Origin of the sequence: Prevotella sp. Rep29 (assembly GCF_019551475.1) — a bacterium.
Classification (GTDB): Bacteria; Bacteroidota; Bacteroidia; order Bacteroidales; family Bacteroidaceae; genus Prevotella.
In genome coordinates this window covers 276,053-298,524 of record NZ_CP047159.1, presented here as the reverse complement: position 1 = coordinate 298,524, position 22,472 = coordinate 276,053, and the positions used below count along the sequence as shown (strand labels likewise).

The 22,472-nt window shown below is 48.3% G+C and carries 21 protein-coding genes and 1 tRNA gene; 14 read left to right on the top strand and 8 right to left on the bottom strand.

Annotated elements, in window-relative coordinates:
- Positions 1-3 precede the first annotated feature (3 nt).
- Positions 4-480, top strand: a complete 477-nt coding sequence (locus GRF55_RS01265) for a Spy/CpxP family protein refolding chaperone (protein ID WP_220368769.1) — start codon at positions 4-6, stop codon at positions 478-480.
- Positions 477-1,370: a dienelactone hydrolase family protein gene (locus GRF55_RS01260; RefSeq protein WP_220368768.1), complete on the top strand. Its 894-nt coding sequence runs from the start codon at positions 477-479 to the stop codon at positions 1,368-1,370. Before GRF55_RS01265 ends, GRF55_RS01260 begins: the two co-directional genes overlap by 4 nt.
- A gap of 86 nt (positions 1,371-1,456) precedes the next feature.
- On the opposite strand, the gene GRF55_RS01255 is transcribed toward GRF55_RS01260, so the two are convergent.
- Both GRF55_RS01255 and GRF55_RS01250 read right to left on the bottom strand, forming a co-directional pair.
- Positions 1,457-1,530: transfer RNA gene (locus GRF55_RS01255), tRNA-Ala, on the bottom strand.
- Between the two features lie 131 nt (positions 1,531-1,661).
- A complete protein-coding gene (locus GRF55_RS01250) occupies positions 1,662-2,120 on the bottom strand; it encodes a hypothetical protein (RefSeq protein ID WP_220368767.1) in 459 nt (152 codons plus the stop codon).
- Positions 2,121-2,273: 153 nt separating this feature from the next.
- Here GRF55_RS01250 and GRF55_RS01245 point away from each other — a divergent pair, with 153 nt between their 5' ends.
- From GRF55_RS01245 to GRF55_RS01210, 8 genes are all read left to right on the top strand, one after another.
- A complete protein-coding gene (locus tag GRF55_RS01245; protein ID WP_220368766.1) occupies positions 2,274-2,594 on the top strand; it encodes a metal-sulfur cluster assembly factor in 321 nt (106 codons plus the stop codon).
- 143 nt (positions 2,595-2,737) lie between these two features.
- Positions 2,738-3,109: a four helix bundle protein gene (locus GRF55_RS01240; protein ID WP_220368765.1), complete on the top strand. Its 372-nt coding sequence runs from the start codon at positions 2,738-2,740 to the stop codon at positions 3,107-3,109.
- Positions 3,110-3,168: 59 nt separating this feature from the next.
- On the top strand, positions 3,169-3,933 hold the full coding sequence (locus tag GRF55_RS01235; RefSeq protein ID WP_220368764.1) for a UDP-2,3-diacylglucosamine diphosphatase: 765 nt from the start codon (positions 3,169-3,171) through the stop codon (positions 3,931-3,933).
- A 348-nt stretch (positions 3,934-4,281) separates the two neighbouring features.
- Positions 4,282-6,582, top strand: coding sequence for an outer membrane beta-barrel protein (locus GRF55_RS01230; protein ID WP_220368763.1), 2,301 nt, complete (start codon positions 4,282-4,284; stop codon positions 6,580-6,582).
- Positions 6,583-6,766: 184 nt separating this feature from the next.
- Positions 6,767-7,096: a hypothetical protein gene (locus GRF55_RS01225; RefSeq protein WP_220368762.1), complete on the top strand. Its 330-nt coding sequence runs from the start codon at positions 6,767-6,769 to the stop codon at positions 7,094-7,096.
- Entirely contained in the window at positions 7,097-8,743 is a 1,647-nt protein-coding gene (locus GRF55_RS01220; protein ID WP_220368761.1) for an outer membrane beta-barrel protein, read from the top strand.
- 107 nt (positions 8,744-8,850) lie between these two features.
- Positions 8,851-9,285 (top strand): hypothetical protein, encoded by a 435-nt coding sequence (locus GRF55_RS01215; protein WP_220368760.1) that lies wholly within the window; start codon positions 8,851-8,853, stop codon positions 9,283-9,285.
- Positions 9,286-9,714: 429 nt separating this feature from the next.
- Positions 9,715-10,155, top strand: a complete 441-nt coding sequence (locus tag GRF55_RS01210) for a hypothetical protein (RefSeq protein ID WP_220368759.1) — start codon at positions 9,715-9,717, stop codon at positions 10,153-10,155.
- Between the two features lie 193 nt (positions 10,156-10,348).
- On the opposite strand, the gene GRF55_RS01205 is transcribed toward GRF55_RS01210, so the two are convergent.
- The 3 genes from GRF55_RS01205 to GRF55_RS01195 form a co-directional block, all read right to left on the bottom strand.
- Positions 10,349-10,822 (bottom strand): pyruvate ferredoxin oxidoreductase, encoded by a 474-nt coding sequence (locus tag GRF55_RS01205; protein WP_220368758.1) that lies wholly within the window; start codon positions 10,820-10,822, stop codon positions 10,349-10,351.
- Positions 10,812-11,327, bottom strand: a complete 516-nt coding sequence (locus tag GRF55_RS01200) for an RNA polymerase sigma factor (RefSeq protein WP_220368757.1) — start codon at positions 11,325-11,327, stop codon at positions 10,812-10,814. The genes GRF55_RS01205 and GRF55_RS01200 overlap by 11 nt, the downstream gene beginning before the upstream one ends.
- 703 nt (positions 11,328-12,030) lie before the next feature.
- Positions 12,031-12,855, bottom strand: a complete 825-nt coding sequence (locus GRF55_RS01195; RefSeq protein ID WP_220368756.1) for an alpha/beta hydrolase — start codon at positions 12,853-12,855, stop codon at positions 12,031-12,033.
- A gap of 152 nt (positions 12,856-13,007) precedes the next feature.
- On the opposite strand from GRF55_RS01195, the gene GRF55_RS01190 reads away from it, so the two are divergent.
- The 4 genes from GRF55_RS01190 to speA all read left to right on the top strand — a co-directional run bounded on the left by GRF55_RS01190 (position 13,008) and on the right by speA (position 18,466).
- Positions 13,008-13,568: an NUDIX domain-containing protein gene (locus tag GRF55_RS01190; RefSeq protein ID WP_220368755.1), complete on the top strand. Its 561-nt coding sequence runs from the start codon at positions 13,008-13,010 to the stop codon at positions 13,566-13,568.
- A gap of 79 nt (positions 13,569-13,647) precedes the next feature.
- The gene (gene topA, locus GRF55_RS01185; protein WP_220368754.1) at positions 13,648-15,963 is read left to right on the top strand and encodes a type I DNA topoisomerase; all 2,316 of its coding nucleotides are present in this window, start codon (positions 13,648-13,650) and stop codon (positions 15,961-15,963) included.
- Between the two features lie 19 nt (positions 15,964-15,982).
- Positions 15,983-16,549: a shikimate kinase gene (locus tag GRF55_RS01180; RefSeq protein WP_220368753.1), complete on the top strand. Its 567-nt coding sequence runs from the start codon at positions 15,983-15,985 to the stop codon at positions 16,547-16,549.
- Between the two features lie 24 nt (positions 16,550-16,573).
- A complete protein-coding gene (speA, locus tag GRF55_RS01175) occupies positions 16,574-18,466 on the top strand; it encodes a biosynthetic arginine decarboxylase (protein WP_220368752.1) in 1,893 nt (630 codons plus the stop codon).
- A 27-nt stretch (positions 18,467-18,493) separates the two neighbouring features.
- On the opposite strand, the gene GRF55_RS01170 is transcribed toward speA, so the two are convergent.
- The 3 genes from GRF55_RS01170 to GRF55_RS01160 are packed head-to-tail and all read right to left on the bottom strand — an operon-like array spanning position 18,494 to position 22,307.
- Entirely contained in the window at positions 18,494-19,435 is a 942-nt protein-coding gene (locus GRF55_RS01170; protein ID WP_220368751.1) for a CapA family protein, read from the bottom strand.
- Complete coding sequence (locus tag GRF55_RS01165) at positions 19,404-21,803, bottom strand: DUF3160 domain-containing protein (protein ID WP_220368750.1); 2,400 nt, start codon at positions 21,801-21,803, stop codon at positions 19,404-19,406. Before GRF55_RS01165 ends, GRF55_RS01170 begins: the two co-directional genes overlap by 32 nt.
- 6 nt (positions 21,804-21,809) lie before the next feature.
- Positions 21,810-22,307 (bottom strand): hypothetical protein, encoded by a 498-nt coding sequence (locus tag GRF55_RS01160; protein ID WP_255563809.1) that lies wholly within the window; start codon positions 22,305-22,307, stop codon positions 21,810-21,812.
- Between the last annotated feature and the right edge of the window lie 165 nt (positions 22,308-22,472).

The following is a 22,472-nucleotide window of genomic DNA, read 5'->3' as shown; positions in this document are numbered from 1 at the left end:
ATTATGAAAAGAATGATGATGCTGGCAGTGCTTGTCGCAACCTTTATGACAGCTACTGCTCAAGAAAAGAAAGAAGACGTGAATGAACGCATGTTCAACGCCAAAGTACGCGAGTTGGTTTACCGACTTAACATTACCGATGAGCAGAAAACGAAGTTCGTACCTATCTACCGTCGCTACAATGACGAGATGAAAGCCGCATGGGGCAAGAAACAAAAGCCCGAACAGCCTAAGACCAGTGAAGAAGCTGCAACAATGGCAAAGCGTAAAATGGAACGCCAGCAGCGCGCACAGGCTATTCGCATCAAGTACATCGACGAATTAGCAAAAGTGCTTGACCCAAAACAAGTGAATCGCTTCTTCGATGTGGAAAGCCAGATACAACGTAAAACGATGATGCGTAAGCACAACGTGCAGAAAAAAGGTCCACAGAAAAACAAGCCTCAAGACAGAAAACAACTACAAAGCGCAGAATTATGAAACGCTCTCTCCTACTCGTTGCACTTTCAATTGTCACGCAAATGGCTTTCTGCCAGCCCGACAAAACGGCTTACTATAAGGCAGACAGTTATACCTACGAAGGCATAACCCTTCCCTTCCGGCAGTTGGACATGAATCAGGACAAAGATGGAAAATCCATCCTCGTCGTTCAACTGCACGGAGGAACGGCGCGAGGCACAAACAACACGTCGCAACTCAGTGCTTCTGCTGTCGACAGCGTTGAAATCTATCTGCGAGTGCATGGCACAAAAGCCATCTTTCTGCTTCCGCAGTGTGCTTCAGATCGGCAGTGGAATGAGAGCACCCGCAGCGTTACAACACCCATGACCGAAGTGCTTTCACATTGGTTACAAGACTTTATTGCATCCAACGATGTTGATTCCACACGTGTATATATAACAGGTTACTCTATGGGAGGAAGTGGCACATGGCGCATGCTCAATGACAACACCACGATGTTTGCAGCAGCCTGTATCGCAGCAGCCAACCCGCTCATGGTGGAAGCAGCGAAAGTGAAACTGACTCCTGTTTATGCTATAGCCGGCGAAAACGATAACATCATGGATGCTGAAAAGATTGAACAGTTTGCCACTTCCCTGCAGACGCTGGGCGGAGAGGCGCGTTACGATATGCTGACAGGGTGCGACCATTTCGCCACATGCGACGGAGCATTTACCCGTGAGCGGCTAGCATGGATGTTCTCACACAAGCGCAACACACCGACTGCCATCCATCTGAACGAAAACAACGTGAACACTGTTCCTGAACAGTTCTACACCATCAACGGAACGCCGACAAATGCGTCTGCAATGGGTATTCTCATTGTCAAACAGGCAAACGGAACCGTACACAAAATCATAAAAAGGTAGAATAACATTTCAAGGCTATTAAAGAGTCTTTAGCACAAAAAAGGTGTCATATGACGCCTTTTTGTATTTATAACCTTTAAAAAACGTGGAGCATACAGGACTCGAACCTGCCACCTTTTGACTGCCAGTCAAACGCTCTAGCCAGATGAGCTAATGCCCCCTGATTGGAAAATCTTCGGCAAAGATAAGCAGAAAATACCAATGCTGCAAATTTTCCTTGATGATTCTGCGCGACAAGAAAAAAAGAGACAAAAGGACAAGGGTGCCCACATTCGTGAGCACCCCGCCTGTTTATTCTTCATTTTCGAGCAATGCCTCGGGAATCTCTATCTCCTCCCCTTCCGGTTCCACATAGAGCACCGACTCATCGTTACGCGTCACCACGACGTTCAGGTTATCGGTTTTGCTGTCGTAATAGATGGTCGTATTGAATTCTGGCACCGCATTCGTCTTGCCGCCATTGAACTTATAAACGCCATCAACCACCTCAACGGGTGTCTGCACGTTGAAGTTTGCCACAATCTCGTCATACTCGTCGCCTGCCACTTCCCACAGGCGTGCCTTGAAAGCGTCATTGTCAAACAACCCAAGATCGCGCGGATACTGGTCTTCGGCATCGGTAAACAAGTCTGCCAGACTCACTTTCTCATACACATCCTCAGCACTTTCTTCCACTGCTTTCGTCTTGTTGCACGCCGTGAAGGCAAATGCAACCATAGCCAACATGGCTAATACAAATACTTTTCTCATATTCTTCGTCGATTAAATGATTGATATTTTGAGTTATCGCCCACAAAAATACGCTTTTTTCTTGATTTTACCATCTATTTTTACCGAAAAAACAATAAATCCACTATCTTTGCATGCAAATTTACTTTATCGTCAACTATAGCTAAGAAGCCGATGAACCAAGAAGAGAAAACAAAAATTGAAGAGCAAATAGTAGATGTTCTCAAAACCGTTTACGACCCCGAGATGCCTGTCGATGTGTGGAATCTCGGCATGATCTACAAGATTGACGTCAAGGACGACCATTCGGTGGATGTCGATATGACGCTTACTGCCCCCAATTGTCCGGCAGCCGACTACATCATGGAGGACGTAAGGACGAAGATTGAGAGCCTGGAAAGCATCGAGCACGCCAACATCAACCTCGTATTCGAACCCATCTGGGACTACAGCATGATGTCGGAAGAAGCACGGGTGGAACTGGGGTTTGACTAATTGATAATTGATAAATGACAATTGATAAATATGGTTACTCTTTCTGACTGACAGACAAGAATGCATATATAAAATGACTAATTCATTAATATAGTTGCCCTTTCTGACTGACAGTTGAAACCTGCAACGCTAATTATACTGCAATGATGCCACGAAACACAAATATAATCGCATTGAAATCAGACAGTTTCTCTGACAGAATTATTAAGATGTATCAGCATCTGACAAACTGCCGAAACGAGAACGTCCTCTCCAAACAAGTCCTTCGGAGCGGGACGAGCATTGGAGCCAACGTCACGGAGAGTTTCAACGCGCAGAGTGAACCTGACTTTATCAACAAACTGAATATTGCACTGAAAGAAGCAGACGAAACACACTATTGGCTCAAAAAACTGCATGCCGGGAATTACTTGACAGAAAAAGAATTTCAATCAATGGAACAAGACAACATAGAAATCATAAAACTTCTGACCAGTATCATTAAAACCAAGAAAAAGAATATGGGACTGCTATAGCACGCTCCTAAAAAAACTAATCATATTTATCCATTATCAACTATCAATTCTCAATTATAATGAAGAATACATATTTCCTTGCCGATGCCCACTTAGGGTCACTTGCCACCGAACATCCGCGGACACAGGAGCGGAGACTGGTGCGGTTCCTTGACAACATCAAGGAGAAAGCATCTGCCATCTATCTGCTGGGCGACATGTTCGACTTCTGGCACGAATACCGCAACGTTGTGCCGAAAGGCTTTACACGGTTTCTCGGGAAACTCTCCGAACTCACCGACATGGGAGTCGAAGTACACTATTTCATAGGCAACCACGACATCTGGGCTTACGACTATTTAGAGAAAGAGTGCGGCGTCATCATCCACCGCAAGCCACTCACAACCGAAATCAACGGCAAAGTGTTCTTCCTCGCCCACGGCGACGGACTCGGCGACCCCGATACGAAGTTCAAGATTCTCCGTCGCATCTTCCACAATCCCCTGTGCCAGTTCCTCTTCCGTACCATTCACCCCAGATGGGGCATGGCGTTCGGACTCAAATGGGCGAAGCACAGTCGCATGAAACGCCCCGACGGGAAAGAGCCCACCTATCTGGGCGAAGACAAGGAATGCCTCGTCAGGTTCAGCAAGTCATACATGCAAGAGCATGCCGATATTGATTATTTTATCTACGGACACCGCCACATCGAACTCGACCTGAGGCTCTCCAAAAAGACACGGATGCTTATCCTCGGCGACTGGATATGGCAGTTCACCTACGCCGTCTTCGATGGCGAGCACCTCTTCCTTGAAGAATACGTCGAGGGCGAAAGCAAACTCTGACAAACCGAGCCGTTCGTTGAAGAAAAATCGCTGTTGGCTGATTATTTTTGCGGCATCAGCAATGAATGTTTACCTTTGCAGCAAATCTCAACAGGTAATAAAATTCATTAAAATCAGGTTTGTAGAATCAAATTCGGAGGCGCATATCTCGTGAGAGATGTGTGCCTCTTTTTTTGTTTCACCATCTCAGCTTACCTCATTTTTTATCAATCCCGAACTTTTTATGTGCGACCTGTTCGCGCATTTTTAAGCAAGTTTTATCGAAGAATATACAAAAAATGTTTGGATATTCAATAAAAATGAGTATATTTGCATCGACACTCAGTTTAATTAGCCAATTAGAAAAACATGAGAATGACACGTACGCTACTTATTTCCATCCTTTGGTTAGCAGCGATATTCTATTGTTGTGCCCAATCCATTCAAGGTATTGTCATTGACGAAAAGACAAGCGAGCCCGTCGCGTTTGCGAATGTGGTGCTGCTCGACCTGCGCGATTCCGCTTTTGTTGCAGGATGTACGACGGACAGCATCGGGCGTTTCTCGCTTTCGCCGACAGATACAGAAGGATTGCTGAAAGTCAGTTGCATCGGTTATCAGACCCTCTTTGTCCGTCCTGCGGAAAACATGACCGTCCCACTGGCTGCTGACGATAAACTCCTGGACGAAGTGACGGTGAAAGGACATCGCCCAGTGTATAAGATGAGGGGTGCGACACTCATATCAAAAATAGAAGGGACGGTCTACAGCCAGTTGGGCGATGCCATTGACGTACTCAAGCAACTGCCGTTCATTCACGGGACGAACGAAAATATTCAAGTGCTGGGCAAGGGAGCTCCGTTGTTTTACATCAACGGGCGAAAGATGCGGAGCAAAGACGAGTTACAGGAAATCAAGAGCGATATGATAAAAGAAGTACGGGTAGAGATGAATCCCGGTGCAAAATATCCGTCAGGAACCCGTGCCGTCATTCATATTATGACCAACCGCCCGCCCAACGACGGGCTTGCGGGTTCCATAACGCTCAACGGCAGCCAGTCCGACTATTTCTCGCACTATGAGGCTACCAACCTGAACTATCGCCACGGAAAACTGGACGTATTCTTTTCCGGGCGTCATGATTTCTCGAAAACGAAAAACGAAAAGAGTGAGAACTATACGTTTCCCTACCAAGGACAGACCATCTATCAAGGATGGGATGGCAATGAGAAAGGACGGGACAAACGCGCCCGTTTTTCTGGAGGATTCAATTATACATTTTCGCCCGAACATTCTTTGGGGTTACAATATGTTTTCAACCGTAACATAAAGTCAGAAGCATGGCTCCCTCTTGATAATTTTGTCAGAAACGGAGTACAAGAAGAATTGTTCCATTCCGATTTCTATACAGGCGGGAATGGTCATTCCCATGGTTTGTACCTCTATTACGCTAATCAGTTCAGCAAACACTGGCACTTATCTGTAGATGCAACGTATAGAAAAAATCAGTCTAAGTCACATTCGTTGGAGACAGAAGATAGAGGGCTGACGGATAATATTGTAATGACAAATGCGGATGGAGAAGGAAAGGTTTATGCCGTTAAGGCAGCCATTATCAACGAACTCCCTTTTGGGACGATTACTTGGGGTACGGAAAACTCCTATACGGAGAGTAAAAACAAGTACTTGATACAAAACGACAGCCTTGCAGTTCTGATACCCAATAATGACAGCAAGGCGCGGCAGAAATATCTTAGCGCCTTTGTCAGTTATGAGGGAATGTTCGGTCCCATAGGCGTAGAAGCTGGGATAAGATATGAACGTACAATATATGATTATTTCCGTGATGGTATTAGGCAGACGGACGATTGCAAGAAATACAATAGCTTTCTGCCCAGCTTTTCTTTGTCATCGCAATTGGGCGAACTCGCCTTATCGCTGAATTATAACATTGACATCAGTCGTCCCAGTTACAGTATGTTGATAAATGGTATACAATATATCAACAGTTTCGTATATATGCAAGGGAATCCAACATTGAAAAACTCTTACGAACACGGAATATCACTCCTTGCAGCATACAAAGACTGGCAGTTTATGTTTACTTATTATTATTACTCTGACTATTTCCTGCGAACCACTTCCTTATTCGAAACCTTGCCTGTAATCGTTGACAAAACTCAAAACCATAACAAGGGACAAATCCTAGCATATCTGGTTTATTCTCCAACCATTTCGTTCTGGAAACCGACAGCAACTATTGGTATAGATGGACAGCATTTGAACTATAACGGGCGAGGATATGGTAACCGACCTGGATTTTTCCTGGAATGGAAAAACATGCTGACACTGCCTGCCAAGACATGGATAACCTGCAGTCTTTTGTGGTATTCGGTTGGAACACAAGACCTTTTCAGAGGGAAAAGCGGATGGTCACTGAACGCTTCTGTCATCAAAAACTGGAAGCAGTGGCGTTTTCAAGTTGGTGCCAACGACATTTTTGGAACAGACAAAACACCTGTGACCATTTACGATGGCGACATCATCAGAAGACACAATGCCAATTCCTATACTCAAAGCGTCTATCTCAATATCCGCTATAACATCAAGGCATATAAATCCCGATACAAAGGTAACACCGCCGGACAGAGCGAGATTGACCGATTGTAGATTATTTATTATACAGACATTTCACAACAACATGCATATAATCAAAATTAATTCTTATATAATGAAGTGCCGTAAAAACATTATGCTTATTGCCACATTAGTTTCTTTCTGCAGCCCAGTTTTTGGACAAACAGAGAAAGACTCCATTGCGCCGGTATCCGACACTATCACATGGAATAAAACGTTGGACGAAGTGACGGTCGTTGCCAAACATGTCCGCATGAAAAGGAATGGGGAAATAGAGGTCAACCTGTCTAACAATCCTATCGCGAAAACAAAGACGATGCTTGAGATGCTCAACTTTGTAAAAGGGGTGAAGGCTGATGATAGCGGTGTAAGTATATACGGACGCGAAGGAACTATCATCTATATAGAGAACCGCAGGGCGTCTGTAAAAGAACTACAGGCAATTCCCGCTTCAATGATTAAGAAAGTAATTGTTTCACCGCATGCAGCCACCCGACACGGCAGCCAAGCAAGCGGCGGCGTCATTCGTGTCATGCTGAAAGACTAGGTGGGGCTTCTCGGATCGGTGACGGAAAGGCTGCAGATGGACAAGAATGGCTTTGTTGACAACGGCTTGTCGCCGACGATATTCTTCAAGCAAGGACGCCATGCGCTCTTCAGCAGCTTGACGGCTGGCTATGGACGGTATCTGGTTGAACGTGAACAGAAAAGCGTTTCTTCTGATGACGTCTCCCTGACAAGCACACGCACGAAAAACAAGGATTTCCTTATAAAAGAGAATCTGAGCTATACCTACAATTTCTCGGAAAAGAACTTCCTGAACATTTTCACAGGGATAGACTTTAACCACTTCAGGTCGCGACTGAACAGTCATACGGAATCCTCTCTTCTTGACATCGCATCGAAGTCGAAACCCGTGGGATATAATGCAGGACTACAGTACAGGCAGTATCTTGGCAAGAAAACAGACAGCTATGTGAACATGAAATATACCTACTCGGGGAACAAGTCAAAAAACACAAAGAGCTATCTCTCGGACGACGAAAGGAGCGACCAGACGTCAGAGAAGCATTTCAACTACCACCAGCTGCATCCCATGGTAAGCCTGTCCTTCAAGCACAGCCAGGAATTAGAAGCTGGAGTGAGACTTAATTTCCTCAATGACAACAACGACAACCAAGGCGTTCGGATATTTTCCCTGGACCAACTTACCGACTTGAAATACAGATTGAAGGGCATCGACTTCAACCCATGGATTGAATACAGCAAAACTCTCGGCGAGAATCTGTATCTCCGCCTGGGACTTATCTATTACCGGGGCAGACTGAAGTATGAGGACAGGCTGAAAGGCAACGTCTACAGAACACGACAGAACGGACTGTTCCCTAACGTCCTGCTGCAATGGATGATAAACCAGCAGACCGGTCGCGGGCTGACGGTAGCCTATCGCCATGATTATTCCATGCCCAACTATGGATACTATAACCCCGAGCCAATCTATGTGTCCAAGAATTTCTACAGCATCGGAAACTTCTCACTGAAGAAAGCGACATTTGACACGGCTGAAATGAACTTTCACCTCAATTCCAACTGGACTTTCACCCTGCGGGCAGAGTGGTGGAGAAACATCATACGCATCATGACCCACCAAAGCGAGACAGACAAAAACGTATATTACACCATACCGGAGAATGTCGGAAAAAGGAAAAAGATTGCGGCTTCCGCACATTGGAACGAGAAAATAGGTATCTGGAATACAAATACAAGCCTGTCGCTCACAACCGAAGAAGAAAAGATGCCTGGACGAAAAGCATTGAACCGCTGTCACATCGTGTTTGACACCAGCAACCAATTCCAAATCAATAAACATATAGGGCTGACAGCATTTTTCTATGCAGAGACCAAGAAAAAACAGCTTGGCTTTACGAAACACGGGACATACTCCTTCGACCTGGGGGGATATTGCAACTTGATAAAAGGAAACCTAAACATCAACCTGCTGCTGCTCAACGTCTTGCACAAGGAAGAGAAGGTAACGATGGTGGGCAGCAACTATGATATTTTCAGAACCGACATGTCACCCAAGACTCGCGCGAAACTAACGGCTATCTGGCGGTTCAGAGCAGGAAAGAAAGTGAAAATGAAAAACATCAATGTAGGAGAGTCGCCGGAAAGAACAGCACCGGTCCTTTAATCATCTTATCAATTGGATTATGTAAAAATGTACACGCCGAACGAGTTTTTTCAAATATTTTGCTTATCTTTGCAGATAAGTATTCACATATTTAAATTCCGACAGCCATGAATTTCTTACGCAAATCCTATCAAGATTACAACATCTTTGTATTTCTGTTTTTCCTCTGGGCTTTGTTTTACAGCTTCAGTCATTTAATTGACAGTGCTTGGATATTGTTCCATCTGCCAGACACTAAATCTGCCGAATCAACAAGCAAGCTTTTCATGCATTTCCTCACGATTGGAGGAAGCATATTGATATTGAAAGAACGGGCTGAAGGGATTTTATTATGGGGGTTAACACCTTTCATCGCCTATGGAGCTGCCTTTCTCCTATTTGAATATAAAGAAGCTATCTCCGTGGAATTTCTCATAAAGAAGGCTTTATATCTGCTGATTCCCGCCTGTCTCCTATTCCTGAAACAAAACGGACAATCGGGATGGAAGGTTCTTTTTGGGAAACGGCAACAGGGCGAGAACGATTCCTTACAAGCAAAATAGTAATCTAAAAACCAAAGAATTATGAAAAAAGTTCTCTTATGTAGCCCCACACTACTTCTTGTAGGATACATCCTTTTAAGTGCGGGCAATCTCTTTTCATGGAAACCATTGATTTGGATTGGCATACCTATTCTCCTCATCGGGATAGTTGGCATGGCAAAAGACATCTGGACGGGTTGTCAACAGAAAACGTTGACCAGCTGGCGGCTTGGGCTGAAAATTTGTGGATTGGTTCTCGGCATCTTGCTCTTAATCGTCTCTGTGATGGTCGCATTCGGAGTGGGATGCATACACCTATCCACAGGGCATTGACACCGTCTTTCAGCGCGACAAATTCCTGACAGGACGGCGAACGGCAACAAAGAAAATTTCGATGAAATAGGCGATTTTTGCAGGGGAAATATTCAATGAAGACCAAATAATATATCTATGCAGTTAAACAAATCAGCATTAAAAAATTACCATGGAGGAGTTGTTTTTCTCCTAAATGTTTTTCTGATATACAACCTATACCACCTGCTGGTTTATGACATATCGCCGTGTTTCGCGGGCAAGGCAGCCGATGTCATGCCCGAGATATGCCGTCACATCTTGTTTGCGACCGCCTGTATCCTTGTTCTGAAGGCAAAAAAGGCTGGAATTTTTCTTTGGCTGGCTGCGATTTGTCTGCCTGAATGTATAGCACTATTCACGAACGACAACTACACGATAGGCTCATACTCTTTGATATTTTTAATCACGGATTACATCATCATACCGGGACTGTTCTTTTCTCTACTCAAAAAAAACGGAAAAGACGGATGGATGGTGCTTTTTGGAAAACGGCAACAGGACGAGAACGATTCCCGACAGAACGGCGAAAGACAATAAAGAAAATCCGATGAAATCGACGATTTTTGAAGATTTTAGTGATTATACGAATCAATCAGAAGAGGCTGTCTCCCGCATCGGGGTGACAGCCTCTTCCTTCGTTAGTATGTTATGAAAATTTGAGAGAGATGAAGCTTCACAGCTTCGTTGTTTTACTAAACAGATGTTTTTATTTTTAAGTTAAAGAAAAAAATCATTTTACGAGCACCGGGATGGGCTGCATGGCTTGCATGGAGTCTATCCTGATAGAGTCGCTCTTGGCGACTGACGGTCCGTCAACGGTCTTGTTGAGTTCTTCTGCCACGTTGACTGCCGGATCGTTGTCCTCCATATTGAATGCCACTTGGATGGCGTTGCCGAGTGTCAGTATGATTGCCACGACGGCGGCTGCCTTGAACAGCGGCATGAGTCGGCGCCGGAGGGTGAGTGGGCGTGCCTTGACGGGTGCCGTTTCGCTCACCTGTGCCAGTATGCGCTGGTCGAAATCGTCGCCCAACGGTTCTTCCTGCCGCTCTTCCTGCTCATAGACGAAGAGTGACTGGTAGGGCAACAATGCCGCCGGCACTTCCTTCTGACTGAAGAATGTGCGGAGGATGTGTTCCTCTTCGAGCGTCGTCTCGCACTGCCAATAGCGCTCCAACAGCTGTTCAATATACTTATAGTCCATATCCTTCCAGTTCTTGATATTTTGTTTTTATTGCCTGCCGTGCCCTGAAGATATTCACTTTCACCTGTTCTTCACTGATGTCGAGCACTTCGGCTATTTCCTTATAGGGCTTCCCTTCGAAGTCGCGCAGCTGCATGCAGCTTCGTTGTTTCTCGGGCAGCGTGTCGATGAGTTTCCTGACCTGTTCGATTCTGTCGCGCAGTTGCATCTTCTCGTAGGGGTCGGATGCGGTGTCCTGCTGTCCGGAGAGTTCCGTTTCGTCGAGCGTGGTGTTCGCCTGGTCTTTCCGTCTGATGCGGTCGAGTGCGAGATTTCGGCAGATAGTCAGACAGAACGCTTCCATCGACTCTATTTCCTGCCACCGCTCTCGCCGGTTCCAGACTTTTATCAGTGTGTCCTGCACGACGTCTTCCGCGTCCTCATGGTTGAGGGTGATGCGCAGGGCGAACCTGTATAGCACGTTTTTCAACGGCAGCACATCGTTTCGGAAACTGACAGTTTTCATCTTTTCTCTATTTATATGACGATTGGGCGGAATAAAAGTTACAGCATCGGTGTGTTTTTTTCATTTTTTCGACAAAAAAGTGATGGCTGCCCATAATTCCGTTACAAAATTACAAAAAAATCGGCAACAACTCACGCTTCCCCGATGTTTTTATTTCGCAAGCTGTCTTTTCATTCGCCCTTCGTTATCTTTTCCTGCGAGAAAGGGTGCTGTGAAAATTCCCGACAAGTTAGTGTCATATATGCAACTAAATTGTTGCAAATGTTAAAAGCATCTTTCGAAATACGGCGTTTTTTTGAAATGAAAAAATCTTTTCCATGAAAAGTGGCTGTATTTTGCATTTTCTTAATTCATTGAAATACAACTATTTAAGCTTTTCAGTATATTTGCCGGGTTCTGAAAGTGGAACTTTTGGAATGCGAAAGTACCAACTTTCAGGACACAAAAGTTGAACTTTCGGGATGCAAGAGGGGCACTTTGGGAAGGTAAAAATGCCACTTTTGCCTCCCTTCGGGGGCAAGAAGAGGTTGTTTTTGCATGTTTTCGGCAATGATATGCAAAACTTTCGTGCGCCGTTTTCCCAGAATTCAGATTTTGGTTGCCTTAATTTGACACCCCTGTTTTAACGCTTTCGTGTTAAAAACGTTAAAAAATCTTATCGCTGCATTTACCCGCAGCAACCCTTCTTCCCGGCGAAGCAGCATCAGAAGCTGCCGAGCCACGCCTTGAGCAGGAATATCATCTCGAGGTGATACTTGAATCCTATTTTGGCACCCCATCCGTGTCCGCCGTCAGGAAAGACGTGCAAGGACGCGGGCACGTCGTGCCGATAGAGTTCGGTATAGAAGTTCACGCCGTTGGAGGGCTGCACCACATGGTCGTCGTCGCACAGCATGATGAGTGCGCGCGGTGTCACCCGAGTGACGTGCATGTCGCTGCTATACTGCTGTTCCTTCTTTCTCTTGGCATTCGTGCCGAGCAGGTTGTCGTGCGAACCTTGGTGCGTAAATTCCTGCATCATGGTGATGACGGGATAGAAGAGTATCTGGAAGTCGGGCTTCGCTCCCTTTTCGCCGTGCACAGCCAGGACGGAGGCGAGGTGTCCCCCTGCCGAGAAGCCCATGATACCCACGTCTTTGGGGTTGATGCCCCAGGCGGCAGCATTGCGTCGCACGAGTTTCATCGCCTCTTCGGCATCGGCTATCGGCACTTCAGGTTTGCCGTGCGGCAGACGATATTTCAGCACGAAGGCAGCAATTCCCATGTTGTTGAGGAACTCAGCCCAGTCGGTTCCTTCCGACTGCATCGACAGTCCGGCATATCCTCCGCCCGGACAGATGACGACGGCGCGCCCCGTAGCCTTCTTTTTCTCGGGCAGGAACACCATCACCTTGGCGGTGTCGCTCTTGTCAACGCTCTTCTCGGATGCCTTTCCCGTCCACAGGTTCATCGTAAACGTCTGCTGTGCGAAGCCCATCGTCGGCAGAGTCGCCAGCAGACACATGGTCAGTAGTTTCCGTATCTTCATGATTTTCTCTCCTTTTTCGTTCTTTAAATGTGGGTTTCTCCCCATTTTCTCTTGATTTCGGTTGCAAAGATACAGAAAATTTCGTAATATTGCAGCGTTTTTATGAATATAACTTCATCGGTCAACGAAATAGGACTAACGCGAATTTCAGAATGAATACAAACCAGAAGAAGCATCCATTAGAGCCATTCAGATACTGTCCGCGATGCGGCAGCAGCCACTTCGTGGAGCACAGCGGGAAGAGCAAGCAGTGTGCTGCCTGCGGTTTTGAACTGTTCATGAACACGAGTGCCTCGACGGCGGCGTTCATCGTCAACGGCAAGGGCGAGCTGCTGGTGGTGCGGCGCAAGGCAGACCCAGCCCGCGGCACGCTCGATTTGCCCGGCGGTTTCATCGACATCGGCGAGTCGGCAGAAGCGGGTGTGGCACGCGAAGTGATGGAAGAAACGGGACTCCGCGTGACTGCCGTCCGGTTTCTCTTCAGCCTGCCCAACGTCTATCCGTACTCAGGACTTGACGTGCACACCACCGATTTGTTCTTCCGCTGCGAGGTAGAAGAGACGGAGCACAGCCTCCACTTCGCCGACGATGCCGAAGAGGGCTTCTGGATACCCGTTCAGGCGCTGGATGCCAGCCAGTTCGGTCTCCATTCCATTCGGCAGGCAATCACCCGTTTCCAACAAGAAAACGGCTCTGAAATCTTAAAAAAGTAAAAAAAACATATATATAATAATGTAAGTGTGAAAGTTTTGCTTACTTTTGCGTCCCAAAATCAAAGAGAAGAAAAACGCTATGCAAGAAAATTTAGTAATCGTCGAGAGCCCCGCAAAGGCAAAAACGATAGAGAAATTCTTAGGTAAAGACTATAAAGTCATGTCGAGCTATGGTCACGTACGCGACCTGAAGAAGAAGGAAATCAGCATCGACATGGACAATCTGGAACCCGACTATGAGATTCCTGCAGAGAAGAAGAAACTCGTCAGCGACCTGAAGACACAGGCATCGAAAGCCAAGAAGGTGTGGCTGGCTTCCGATGAAGACCGCGAGGGAGAAGCCATCTCCTGGCACCTGTGCGAGGTGCTCGGACTGGACGAGCAGAATACCAACCGCATCGTGTTCCACGAAATCACCAAAAGCGCCATTCTCGAAGCCATAGAGAACCCGCGCCACATCGACATGAACCTCGTCAACGCACAGCAGGCACGCCGCGTGCTCGACCGCATCGTGGGCTTCAAACTCTCGCCCGTGCTCTGGCGGAAAGTCAAGCCGTCGCTCTCAGCAGGACGCGTGCAGAGCGTTGCCGTCAGACTGATTGTTGAACGGGAGCGGGAAATCCAGGCATTCAAGAGCGAACCCCACTATAAAGTCAGTGCCGTGTTCAACCTGACCAACGGCAGCAACAGCCAGGCAAGCGTCAAGGCGGAACTGAACAAACGGTTCAACACACACGAGGAGGCGCTCGACTTCCTCAACAGCTGCAAGGATGCTACGTTCACCGTGGGCGAAGTCACCAAGAAACCGCTCAAACGGACACCCGCACCACCCTTCACCACCTCGACCCTGCAACAGGAAGCGGCACGCAAACTGGGATTCACCGTCAGCCAGACCATGATGATTGCACAGCGCCTGTACGAAAGCGGACGCATCACCTATATGCGAACCGACAGCGTCAATCTGTCCTCGCTCTGCCGTAACACCTGCAAAGAGGAAATCAACGCACTCTACGGCGAGAAATACAGCAAGCCACGCAACTACCGCACCAACTCAAAGGGTGCGCAAGAGGCACACGAAGCCATCCGACCCACTTTCATGAACATGCACGAAATTACGGGCAACGCACAGGAAAAACGCCTCTACGAACTGATATGGAAACGCACCATCGCCAGCCAAATGGCAGATGCCGAGATAGAAAAGACAACGGCAAACATCCACTCCAGCGGCAGCAACCACGAGTTTGTAGCCAACGGCGAGATGGTCAAGTTCGACGGATTCATCAAAGTCTATCGCGAATCCGTGGATGACGACCACGAAAACCATGACGATGCACAGCATACGCTACCCGCCATGAAACAGGGCGACACGCTGCTTTGCGACGAGATGACAGCCACTGAGCGCTACACACTGCCACCACTCCGCTACACGGAAGCCAGCCTGGTGCACAAGCTCGAGGAACTCGGCATCGGACGCCCCTCAACCTATGCACCCACCATCCAGACCATCCAACAGCGCGAATATGTGCAGAAGGGCGACCACAAGGGAGAGGAGCACAGCTATACCATCGACACGCTCAAGGGAGACAAGATAACGACAAAGACCAAGAAGGAAATGGTCGGCAACGAGAAAGGCAAACTGCTGCCGACGGATATCGGCACTGTGGTCAACGATTTCCTCCTGGAACATTTCAAGGACATCATGGACTATAACTTCACCGCGAAAGTGGAGCAACGCTTCGACAAGATTGCGGAAGGAAAAGAGAAGTGGACTGCCACCATCAAAGACTTCTACAAGGATTTCGAACCGGAGGTGGAAAAGACCATGAACGGACGCTCCGAACACAAAGCCGGCGAGCGACAGTTGGGCACCGACCCCAAGAGCGGACAGCCCGTGTTCGTGAAAATCGGACGCTTCGGACCTGTCGTGCAGATAGGTTCTGCCGGCAGCGACCACAAACCGCAGTTCTCACAGCTCCCCACAGGGAAAAGCATCGAGACCATCACGCTCGAAGAGGCACTCGAACTGTTCAAACTGCCACGCGACATCGGCACGTATGAAGGAAAGACCGTCACCATCGGAACAGGACGATTCGGTCCTTACATCCAGCACAACAAGAAGTATGTATCGCTGCCAAAGACTGAAGACCCCATGACGGTGACACTCGAAACCGCCATCCAACTCATCGACGAAAAACGAGTGCAGGAGGAACAGCGCCACATCAAGCAATTTGATGAAGACAAGAAAATGGAAATCATGAACGGACGGTTCGGACCCTACATCGTCTATGACGGAAAGAACTACCGCATGCCAAAGAACATGCATGCCAAAGCTGCAGAACTCACCTACCAGCAGTGTATGGACATCGTGCAGTCAACGGCTAACAAGAAGAAATAAAAGTCTGTAGCGACAACCCATGCAAGACCATCTGCCAGCAAACACCGACAGCCTACAGCCTACGAGAATCATTCTCGTGGGATACATGGGAGCAGGAAAGAGCACGCTCGGAAAGGCACTCTCGAAAGCAACGGGAATACCCCTGTACGACCTCGACACATACATCGAGAACCGGATGCGAAAGACCATCGGACAGATTTTCGAGGAAAAGGGCGAGGACTATTTCCGGAAGATAGAACGCAACATGCTGCATGAAGTGGCAGAATTTGAACATGTCATCATCAGCTGCGGAGGAGGCACACCCTGCTATTCCGACAACATGGACTATCTCAACCGACAAGGGGAGACCATCTACCTGAAGGCTGAGCCGGAAACCCTCTTCCGACACCTCCAGATGGCACGCATTCCCCGTCCCATGCTCAAAGGGATGACACCGGAAGAAGCACAGCAATTCATAGCCACACATCTCCGCGAACGGGAACACTACTACCTGCAAGCCAAGCATATACACAACGTAACGCTGCTCGACACATTCGAAAAAATAGCCGAAACAGTCAGCATCATCCGAGAGAAACTCAACATCTAACATCCTAAATAAACTATTTTCAGCATGAAAAAATGGACCATTGAAGATTCGAAAGAGCTTTACAACATCAACGGCTGGGGTGTCTCCTACTTCGGCGTCAACGAAAGCGGCAACCTCTGCGTAACGCCCTGCAAGGACCAAACGGAAATCGACCTCCGGGAAGTAATGGACGAACTGGCACTGCGCGATGTAACGCCCCCTGTACTGCTCCGTTTCCCCGACATTCTCGACAACCGTATCGAAAAGACCGCCAGCTGCTTCAAAAAGGCAGCCAAGGAATATGAATACAAAGGCGAGAACTTCATCATCTACCCCATCAAGGTCAACCAGATGCAACCCGTCGTTGAGGAAATCATCTCCCACGGACGGAAATTCAACCTCGGACTGGAAGCCGGCTCAAAACCAGAGCTGCACGCCGTCATCGCCGTGCAATGCCAGAGCGACTCGCTCATCATCTGCAACGGCTATAAAGACCAAAGCTACATCGAACTGGCGCTCTTGGCACAGAAAATGGGAAAACGAATCTTCATCGTGGTCGAGAAACTCAATGAACTGGAGACCATCGCCAAGGCTGCAAAGAAGCTGAACGTGCAGCCGAACCTCGGCATCCGCATCAAACTGGCATCCTCGGGAAGTGGCAAATGGGAAGAGAGCGGCGGCGATGCCTCGAAGTTCGGATTGACCTCCAGCGAACTGCTACAGGCACTCGACATCCTCGACAAAAAAGGGATGCACGACTGTCTGCGACTCATACACTTCCACATCGGCAGTCAGATTACCAAGATACGCCGTATCCAGACAGCCCTCCGCGAGGCGGCACAGTTCTACGTGCAACTCCACCAGATGGGCTACAACGTCGATTTCGTGGACTGCGGCGGCGGACTGGGCGTAGATTACGACGGCACACGCTCACCCAGCAGCGAGAGTTCGGTCAACTACAGCATTCAGGAATACGTCAACGACTGTATCTATACCTTCGTTGAGGCTTCCAACAACAATGGCATTGCACACCCGAACCTCATCACCGAGAGCGGACGGTCGCTCGCAGCACACCACAGTGTGCTCGTCATCGACGTACTCGAGACAGCCTCTCTTCCAGAGATGAAGGAAGAGTTCCAACCGGCAGAGGACGCCCACAAACTCGTCAAAGACCTGTACGACATCTGGGACAACCTCAACCAGCGGTCAATGCTCGAAGACTGGCACGACGCCGAACAGATACGCGACGAGGCGCTCGACCTCTTTTCACACGGTATCATCGACCTGCAGACACGCGCCGAAGTGGAAAGCATGTACTGGAGTGTGTGCCGGGAAGTCAATTCGCTGGCAAAACACCTCAAGCACACACCCGAAGAACTGAAAAGCCTCGACAAGATACTTGCCGACAAGTATTTCTGTAACTTCTCACTTTTCCAGTCACTGCCCGACTCATGGGCCATCGACCAGCTCTTCCCCATCGTTCCGATACAGCGGCTGGACGAGCGTCCCACACGCAGTGCCACACTGCAAGACATCACTTGCGACTCCGACGGAAAGGTGACCAACTTCGTCACCAACCGGAACATCTCGCATTTCCTGCCCGTCCACACGCTGCGGAAAAACGACCCCTACTATTTGGGCGTGTTCCTGGTGGGTGCTTATCAGGAGATTCTCGGCGACATGCACAACCTTTTCGGCGACACCAATGCCGTGCATATCTCCATCAAAGACGGGAAATACCACATCGACCAGATATTCGACGGCGAGACCGTAGAGGAAGTGCTGGCATACGTGCAATATAACCCAAAGAAACTGGTGCGTCAACTCGAAATCTGGGTAACGAAGAGTGTGAAGCAAGGCAAGATTTCGCTCGAAGAAGGAAAAGAATTCCTTTCCAACTATCGCAGCGGACTCTACGGATACACTTACCTGGAGTAAATCATTATCCGAGGAAAAGGCTGGCTATTACTCCCCGACAATGTCCGGGACACAATCCGAAATCACAATCGGCAACGTCTCCACGTGTGCGCTGCCGGCTGTGACGGACACCGTCACCATGCAAGCACGACTATTGACAGGTGCTTGCTGGTCGAAGATGAAATTGCCGATGCTGTAAAAGATGTATTTTCCTTTATATATTTCTATGCGCTGAAGCGTGTGCGAGTGATGGCAAACCAGGATGTCGGCACCGGCATCAATCAAGGCATGCGCCTCCACCACTTGGTCGATGACGGGCTCCAACTGATGCTCGCCGCCCCAATGCAGGCTCACCATGATGTAGGCATCGGGACACTCAGACCTCAAGGTGCGAATACGCTCCAGCATCGCTGCCCTACTCTCTTGACTGACACACGGCAAATCGGGCAGGTAAGCAAAATTTTCCAAAGGCAACCGCAGGGCGCCGAACAGATAGACCGGACGAGGGGACGTTCCCAGCAGCACAGGCTCTGAAGCCTCAGCCATGTTTCTGCCGGCACCGAAAGGCACCATCCCTGCACGAATCACCTGCTCGCGGGTGTCTAAAAGTCCCCGTCGCCCTTGATCAATGGAATGGTTGTTTGCCAAATTCAGATGTGTCACGCCATGTGCTTTCAATGCAGGCAACCACTCTGGTTCGCCCCGGAAGATATAAAGTTTCTGCACCGGCTCCTTGATTGTGGTCACCGGACACTCCAAATTCCCCACCACCACATCGGAAAGCGCAAAGACGGAGTCAACGCTCCGACTGAACAAAGCGTCAACCCCGTCTTTTTCTATCTTTATGCGCACACCGCGGTCAAGCAAGATGTCGCCCGTCAGCGTCACCCGCAAGGTGTCGGAAGCAATGGTCGGCAGCACGCCGACAGCCCATCCCCACAGCAGAAAGCAGAGCAATTTAGCAGCCCGTGCTGTAGAAAATCGTCTCATTTGCTTCAGGAGCTTTCTTCAGCGGAACAATAATTTCGCGCATCCACGCCGGAATACCTGTCGAAGGATATTCCTCCAACTTCTCCTGCCATTCCTCATCAGTCATCCGCTGCTCGTCAAGCGGACGCTTAAACTCTCGGTAAGAGAACACGGCACCACGCGTCAGATACAGGTAACCATCTATTTCCACCACGACGTAAATCTCATGAGCCGGTCCGACTGCCTCATAAAGGACTCCACCTGCTGGGTTATTGTCGGAATTTGCCGTATAGACATCCGCCACGAGGGCAACCTTCTTGTCAGTTCCCTGCACATCATACCAACGGGCAGCCATCCCCTCGTCAGTGGAGAGAATCTCAAGACTGATGTTCTCAAATGTTGCTCCGATATAGCCTATATGGTCATATTCCTCATCGGAGATGGGCGTGCCTTTCAACTCTTTTTCGCTGATTGCCAGCAAGAACTGCGCTTCTTCACGAAGACGGTTCGACAGTTGACGGGTCTTCTCCGTCTGCATGTCGTATTTCACCAACACTTCATCCGTCTTATCCAACAGTTCGATGGCTTTCTGCCAGAATCCGACGTTCGGCTCGACATATCCTTTGGTAATCGGTTCAGGCAGTCCGCCGCCACCACATTCCGCTCCCATCGGCTGTTTGGCGTAGAGAATGGCATCGTGTTTCAGTTCCGCCCACGAAGCAAGCATGGCATTCAGATTCTTTTTATCCCATTGTGACGACTGCATGAAATAAGGATAGCGCTCATCGCGACTGTTCATGCCAGCCAGTGCATCCATCCATGTCGTCGCCACACTTGCTTTCCAGTCAATTTCCTTCATGCGCTTTTTCATCCGCTCAAGCGTCGGACAGTATTCGCTCCATTGCTTGTCTTGCTTCAACTCATTGATGAGGATGCGCTCAGCGGCTGTGATTCCCATGGCTGCCATCACGTCAAGTCCCATCGGCTCTCCGCGATGCGTCGGGTCGTTGTCGTAGTCCACCATGCGTAACAGGACTTCGGCATCGGGCTGGTAACGCTGCGGCATGAAATTGATTTTATGACGGCTCGTTCGCTCAAAAGGCGGACGAATGCGTGTTTGCTCCTCACCCAGCTGTTCCACTTTCTGGCATAGCGTTTTCAATGCCGATGAACCTTTTTTGAGTTTCGCTGCCGTAACATTCTGCTCAGTCATTACGTCGTAGAGCTGTGTGATGGTGATATTGTCGGGCGTTCCCATCAGGAAAGTGATAGGCTCAAACACCTGGTCGTACGACGCTTTCACCTCGCGATTATTGTTCAGCGCTTCGGCGATGAGTGCAGCCCGTTGCATCTGATGTTCCTTGTCAGTTCCAAAAGGCACGGTCTGCAGCCACATCATGCCACGGAAATAGCGTTCCACCACTTGCGAACGGGTGTAATGACCGCGGGGACGGAACAAGGAATAAGCAAACGCAACATTCATATACTCAAGATATTCTGATTTTTCATTTTCCGCCCGATTCGCTTTCTCCACCTCACTGGCTGCATCTTTCTGATATTTCTCGGGAACAGCCATCAGCGGCTTACCGGTCAGCAGGGCGTGGGCAATGGCAAAATAAGCGACATTCCACTCTGCTGCATCCTTCATCTGCACGTTCTTCGCCTGCTGAGCCTGGAGACACATTTCGTCATACAGTTGCTTAGTTAGTGTCGCCATCGCTATCGAGAGCTTGGACTCTTCCACTTCACGCAGCAAGTTATCGAAATAGAGGTGATAGAGTTGCAAATAAAGATCGGTGGTCACAAAACTGGGAAACAGCGAATAATCGTTCTTCTCATACACTTCAAACAGTTGGTCGTGGTCGGTCTCCACAATGGCGAAGCCGTTCTTTCCGAGCGCACTCCACAGTGCTTCCGGGAACTCTTCCAACTGATATGGATTGATGAGATTATCCATATTTACCATCCCTCCATTATTCGATTTGAAATTCTCCGCTTGCAGTTGTTTCTCCCGCTCCTTCAGTTTTTCCATGAAAGCCTTTTCCGCAGCGGTATATGTGATAGGAGCCACATGCTTGTTTGCCTCTTCCTGCTCCACTCTTTTCCACGCAAGGTCTTCATACCACGATGTCGTGTTGAATATGCCGCGCAGGTCGGACGAGCTAAATAAGTAGCCTTTCCGAGCCGGGAAGGAATTGCGCAACACCCTTAACTCCAGGAGACTCAGATTGGATATATCCATCTTCATGTCAACTCCCTTCTTCAGCTTCTCCACATTGATTTTAGCCTTTCCGGGCAAAACCATTCCTTTACGGTGCCCGTCTCCGTACTGTCCAAAGACAACAACCGTTGTCACCAGACCGATTAGCATCATTGAAAATCTTTTCATAGGACTCTATTGATTAAATATTTCTTTTGCTTTTTCTTTCGTCTCTGCCTTTACTACATAATGTTCGAACTTCAGTCCGAAACTGCGCCACTGATATTCGGCAACGAAATAGCTGCCGTCGGGAGCGCGTTCAAAGCTCCTCACGCGGTTCCCGTTCAAACGGAAATCTATCAGTTCGCCACCCAACTTCGACCCGAGCCACATCGGACGGATATGCCCGCGGTGGTTTTTGAAGACGAAGATGCGCCGGGCGGACGACGGATAGAAACGCGTTGACTTCACCACTCCGACAAGTGCCTCGTCCGTCCCGTTGCCGTCAATATCGCCCGTGCAGAACCGATACACTTCGTAAGGCAGCTGCCAGCGGTCAACATGCTCCCCACTCTCCAATACGACAAACGACAACGAGTCATTTTCCTGAACCAGAGAGAAACGCTGTCCCATCAGCGACAATGCGCTGAACTGGAGACACATCAGCACGATACAGCGCAAATACACTTTCATTATCTCAACGCAAAAATAACAAAAAAGACGGAAAAAAGAAAGCTTTTTCCAAAAAAGTGAAAAGAACAAACAAAACTCACTTCGTTAATTAATTAAAAAAATATACGGAAATTAATTTTTTTCCAGACCTTTTAAGTAACTTTGCGAAAGTTATCAATTCACATT

Coding starts and splice junctions, on each gene's coding strand:
- GRF55_RS01265 (WP_220368769.1), top strand. CDS start 4: ATGAAAAGAATGATGATGCTGGCAGTGCTTGTCGCAACCTTTATGACA.
- GRF55_RS01260 (WP_220368768.1), top strand. CDS start 477: ATGAAACGCTCTCTCCTACTCGTTGCACTTTCAATTGTCACGCAAATG.
- GRF55_RS01250 (WP_220368767.1), bottom strand. CDS start 2,120: ATGAGAAAAGTATTTGTATTAGCCATGTTGGCTATGGTTGCATTTGCC.
- GRF55_RS01245 (WP_220368766.1), top strand. CDS start 2,274: ATGAACCAAGAAGAGAAAACAAAAATTGAAGAGCAAATAGTAGATGTT.
- GRF55_RS01240 (WP_220368765.1), top strand. CDS start 2,738: ATGATGCCACGAAACACAAATATAATCGCATTGAAATCAGACAGTTTC.
- GRF55_RS01235 (WP_220368764.1), top strand. CDS start 3,169: ATGAAGAATACATATTTCCTTGCCGATGCCCACTTAGGGTCACTTGCC.
- GRF55_RS01230 (WP_220368763.1), top strand. CDS start 4,282: ATGAGAATGACACGTACGCTACTTATTTCCATCCTTTGGTTAGCAGCG.
- GRF55_RS01215 (WP_220368760.1), top strand. CDS start 8,851: ATGAATTTCTTACGCAAATCCTATCAAGATTACAACATCTTTGTATTT.
- GRF55_RS01210 (WP_220368759.1), top strand. CDS start 9,715: ATGCAGTTAAACAAATCAGCATTAAAAAATTACCATGGAGGAGTTGTT.
- GRF55_RS01205 (WP_220368758.1), bottom strand. CDS start 10,822: ATGGACTATAAGTATATTGAACAGCTGTTGGAGCGCTATTGGCAGTGC.
- GRF55_RS01200 (WP_220368757.1), bottom strand. CDS start 11,327: ATGAAAACTGTCAGTTTCCGAAACGATGTGCTGCCGTTGAAAAACGTG.
- GRF55_RS01195 (WP_220368756.1), bottom strand. CDS start 12,855: ATGAAGATACGGAAACTACTGACCATGTGTCTGCTGGCGACTCTGCCG.
- GRF55_RS01190 (WP_220368755.1), top strand. CDS start 13,008: ATGAATACAAACCAGAAGAAGCATCCATTAGAGCCATTCAGATACTGT.
- topA (WP_220368754.1), top strand. CDS start 13,648: ATGCAAGAAAATTTAGTAATCGTCGAGAGCCCCGCAAAGGCAAAAACG.
- GRF55_RS01180 (WP_220368753.1), top strand. CDS start 15,983: ATGCAAGACCATCTGCCAGCAAACACCGACAGCCTACAGCCTACGAGA.
- speA (WP_220368752.1), top strand. CDS start 16,574: ATGAAAAAATGGACCATTGAAGATTCGAAAGAGCTTTACAACATCAAC.
- GRF55_RS01170 (WP_220368751.1), bottom strand. CDS start 19,435: ATGAGACGATTTTCTACAGCACGGGCTGCTAAATTGCTCTGCTTTCTG.
- GRF55_RS01165 (WP_220368750.1), bottom strand. CDS start 21,803: ATGAAAAGATTTTCAATGATGCTAATCGGTCTGGTGACAACGGTTGTT.
- GRF55_RS01160 (WP_255563809.1), bottom strand. CDS start 22,307: ATGAAAGTGTATTTGCGCTGTATCGTGCTGATGTGTCTCCAGTTCAGC.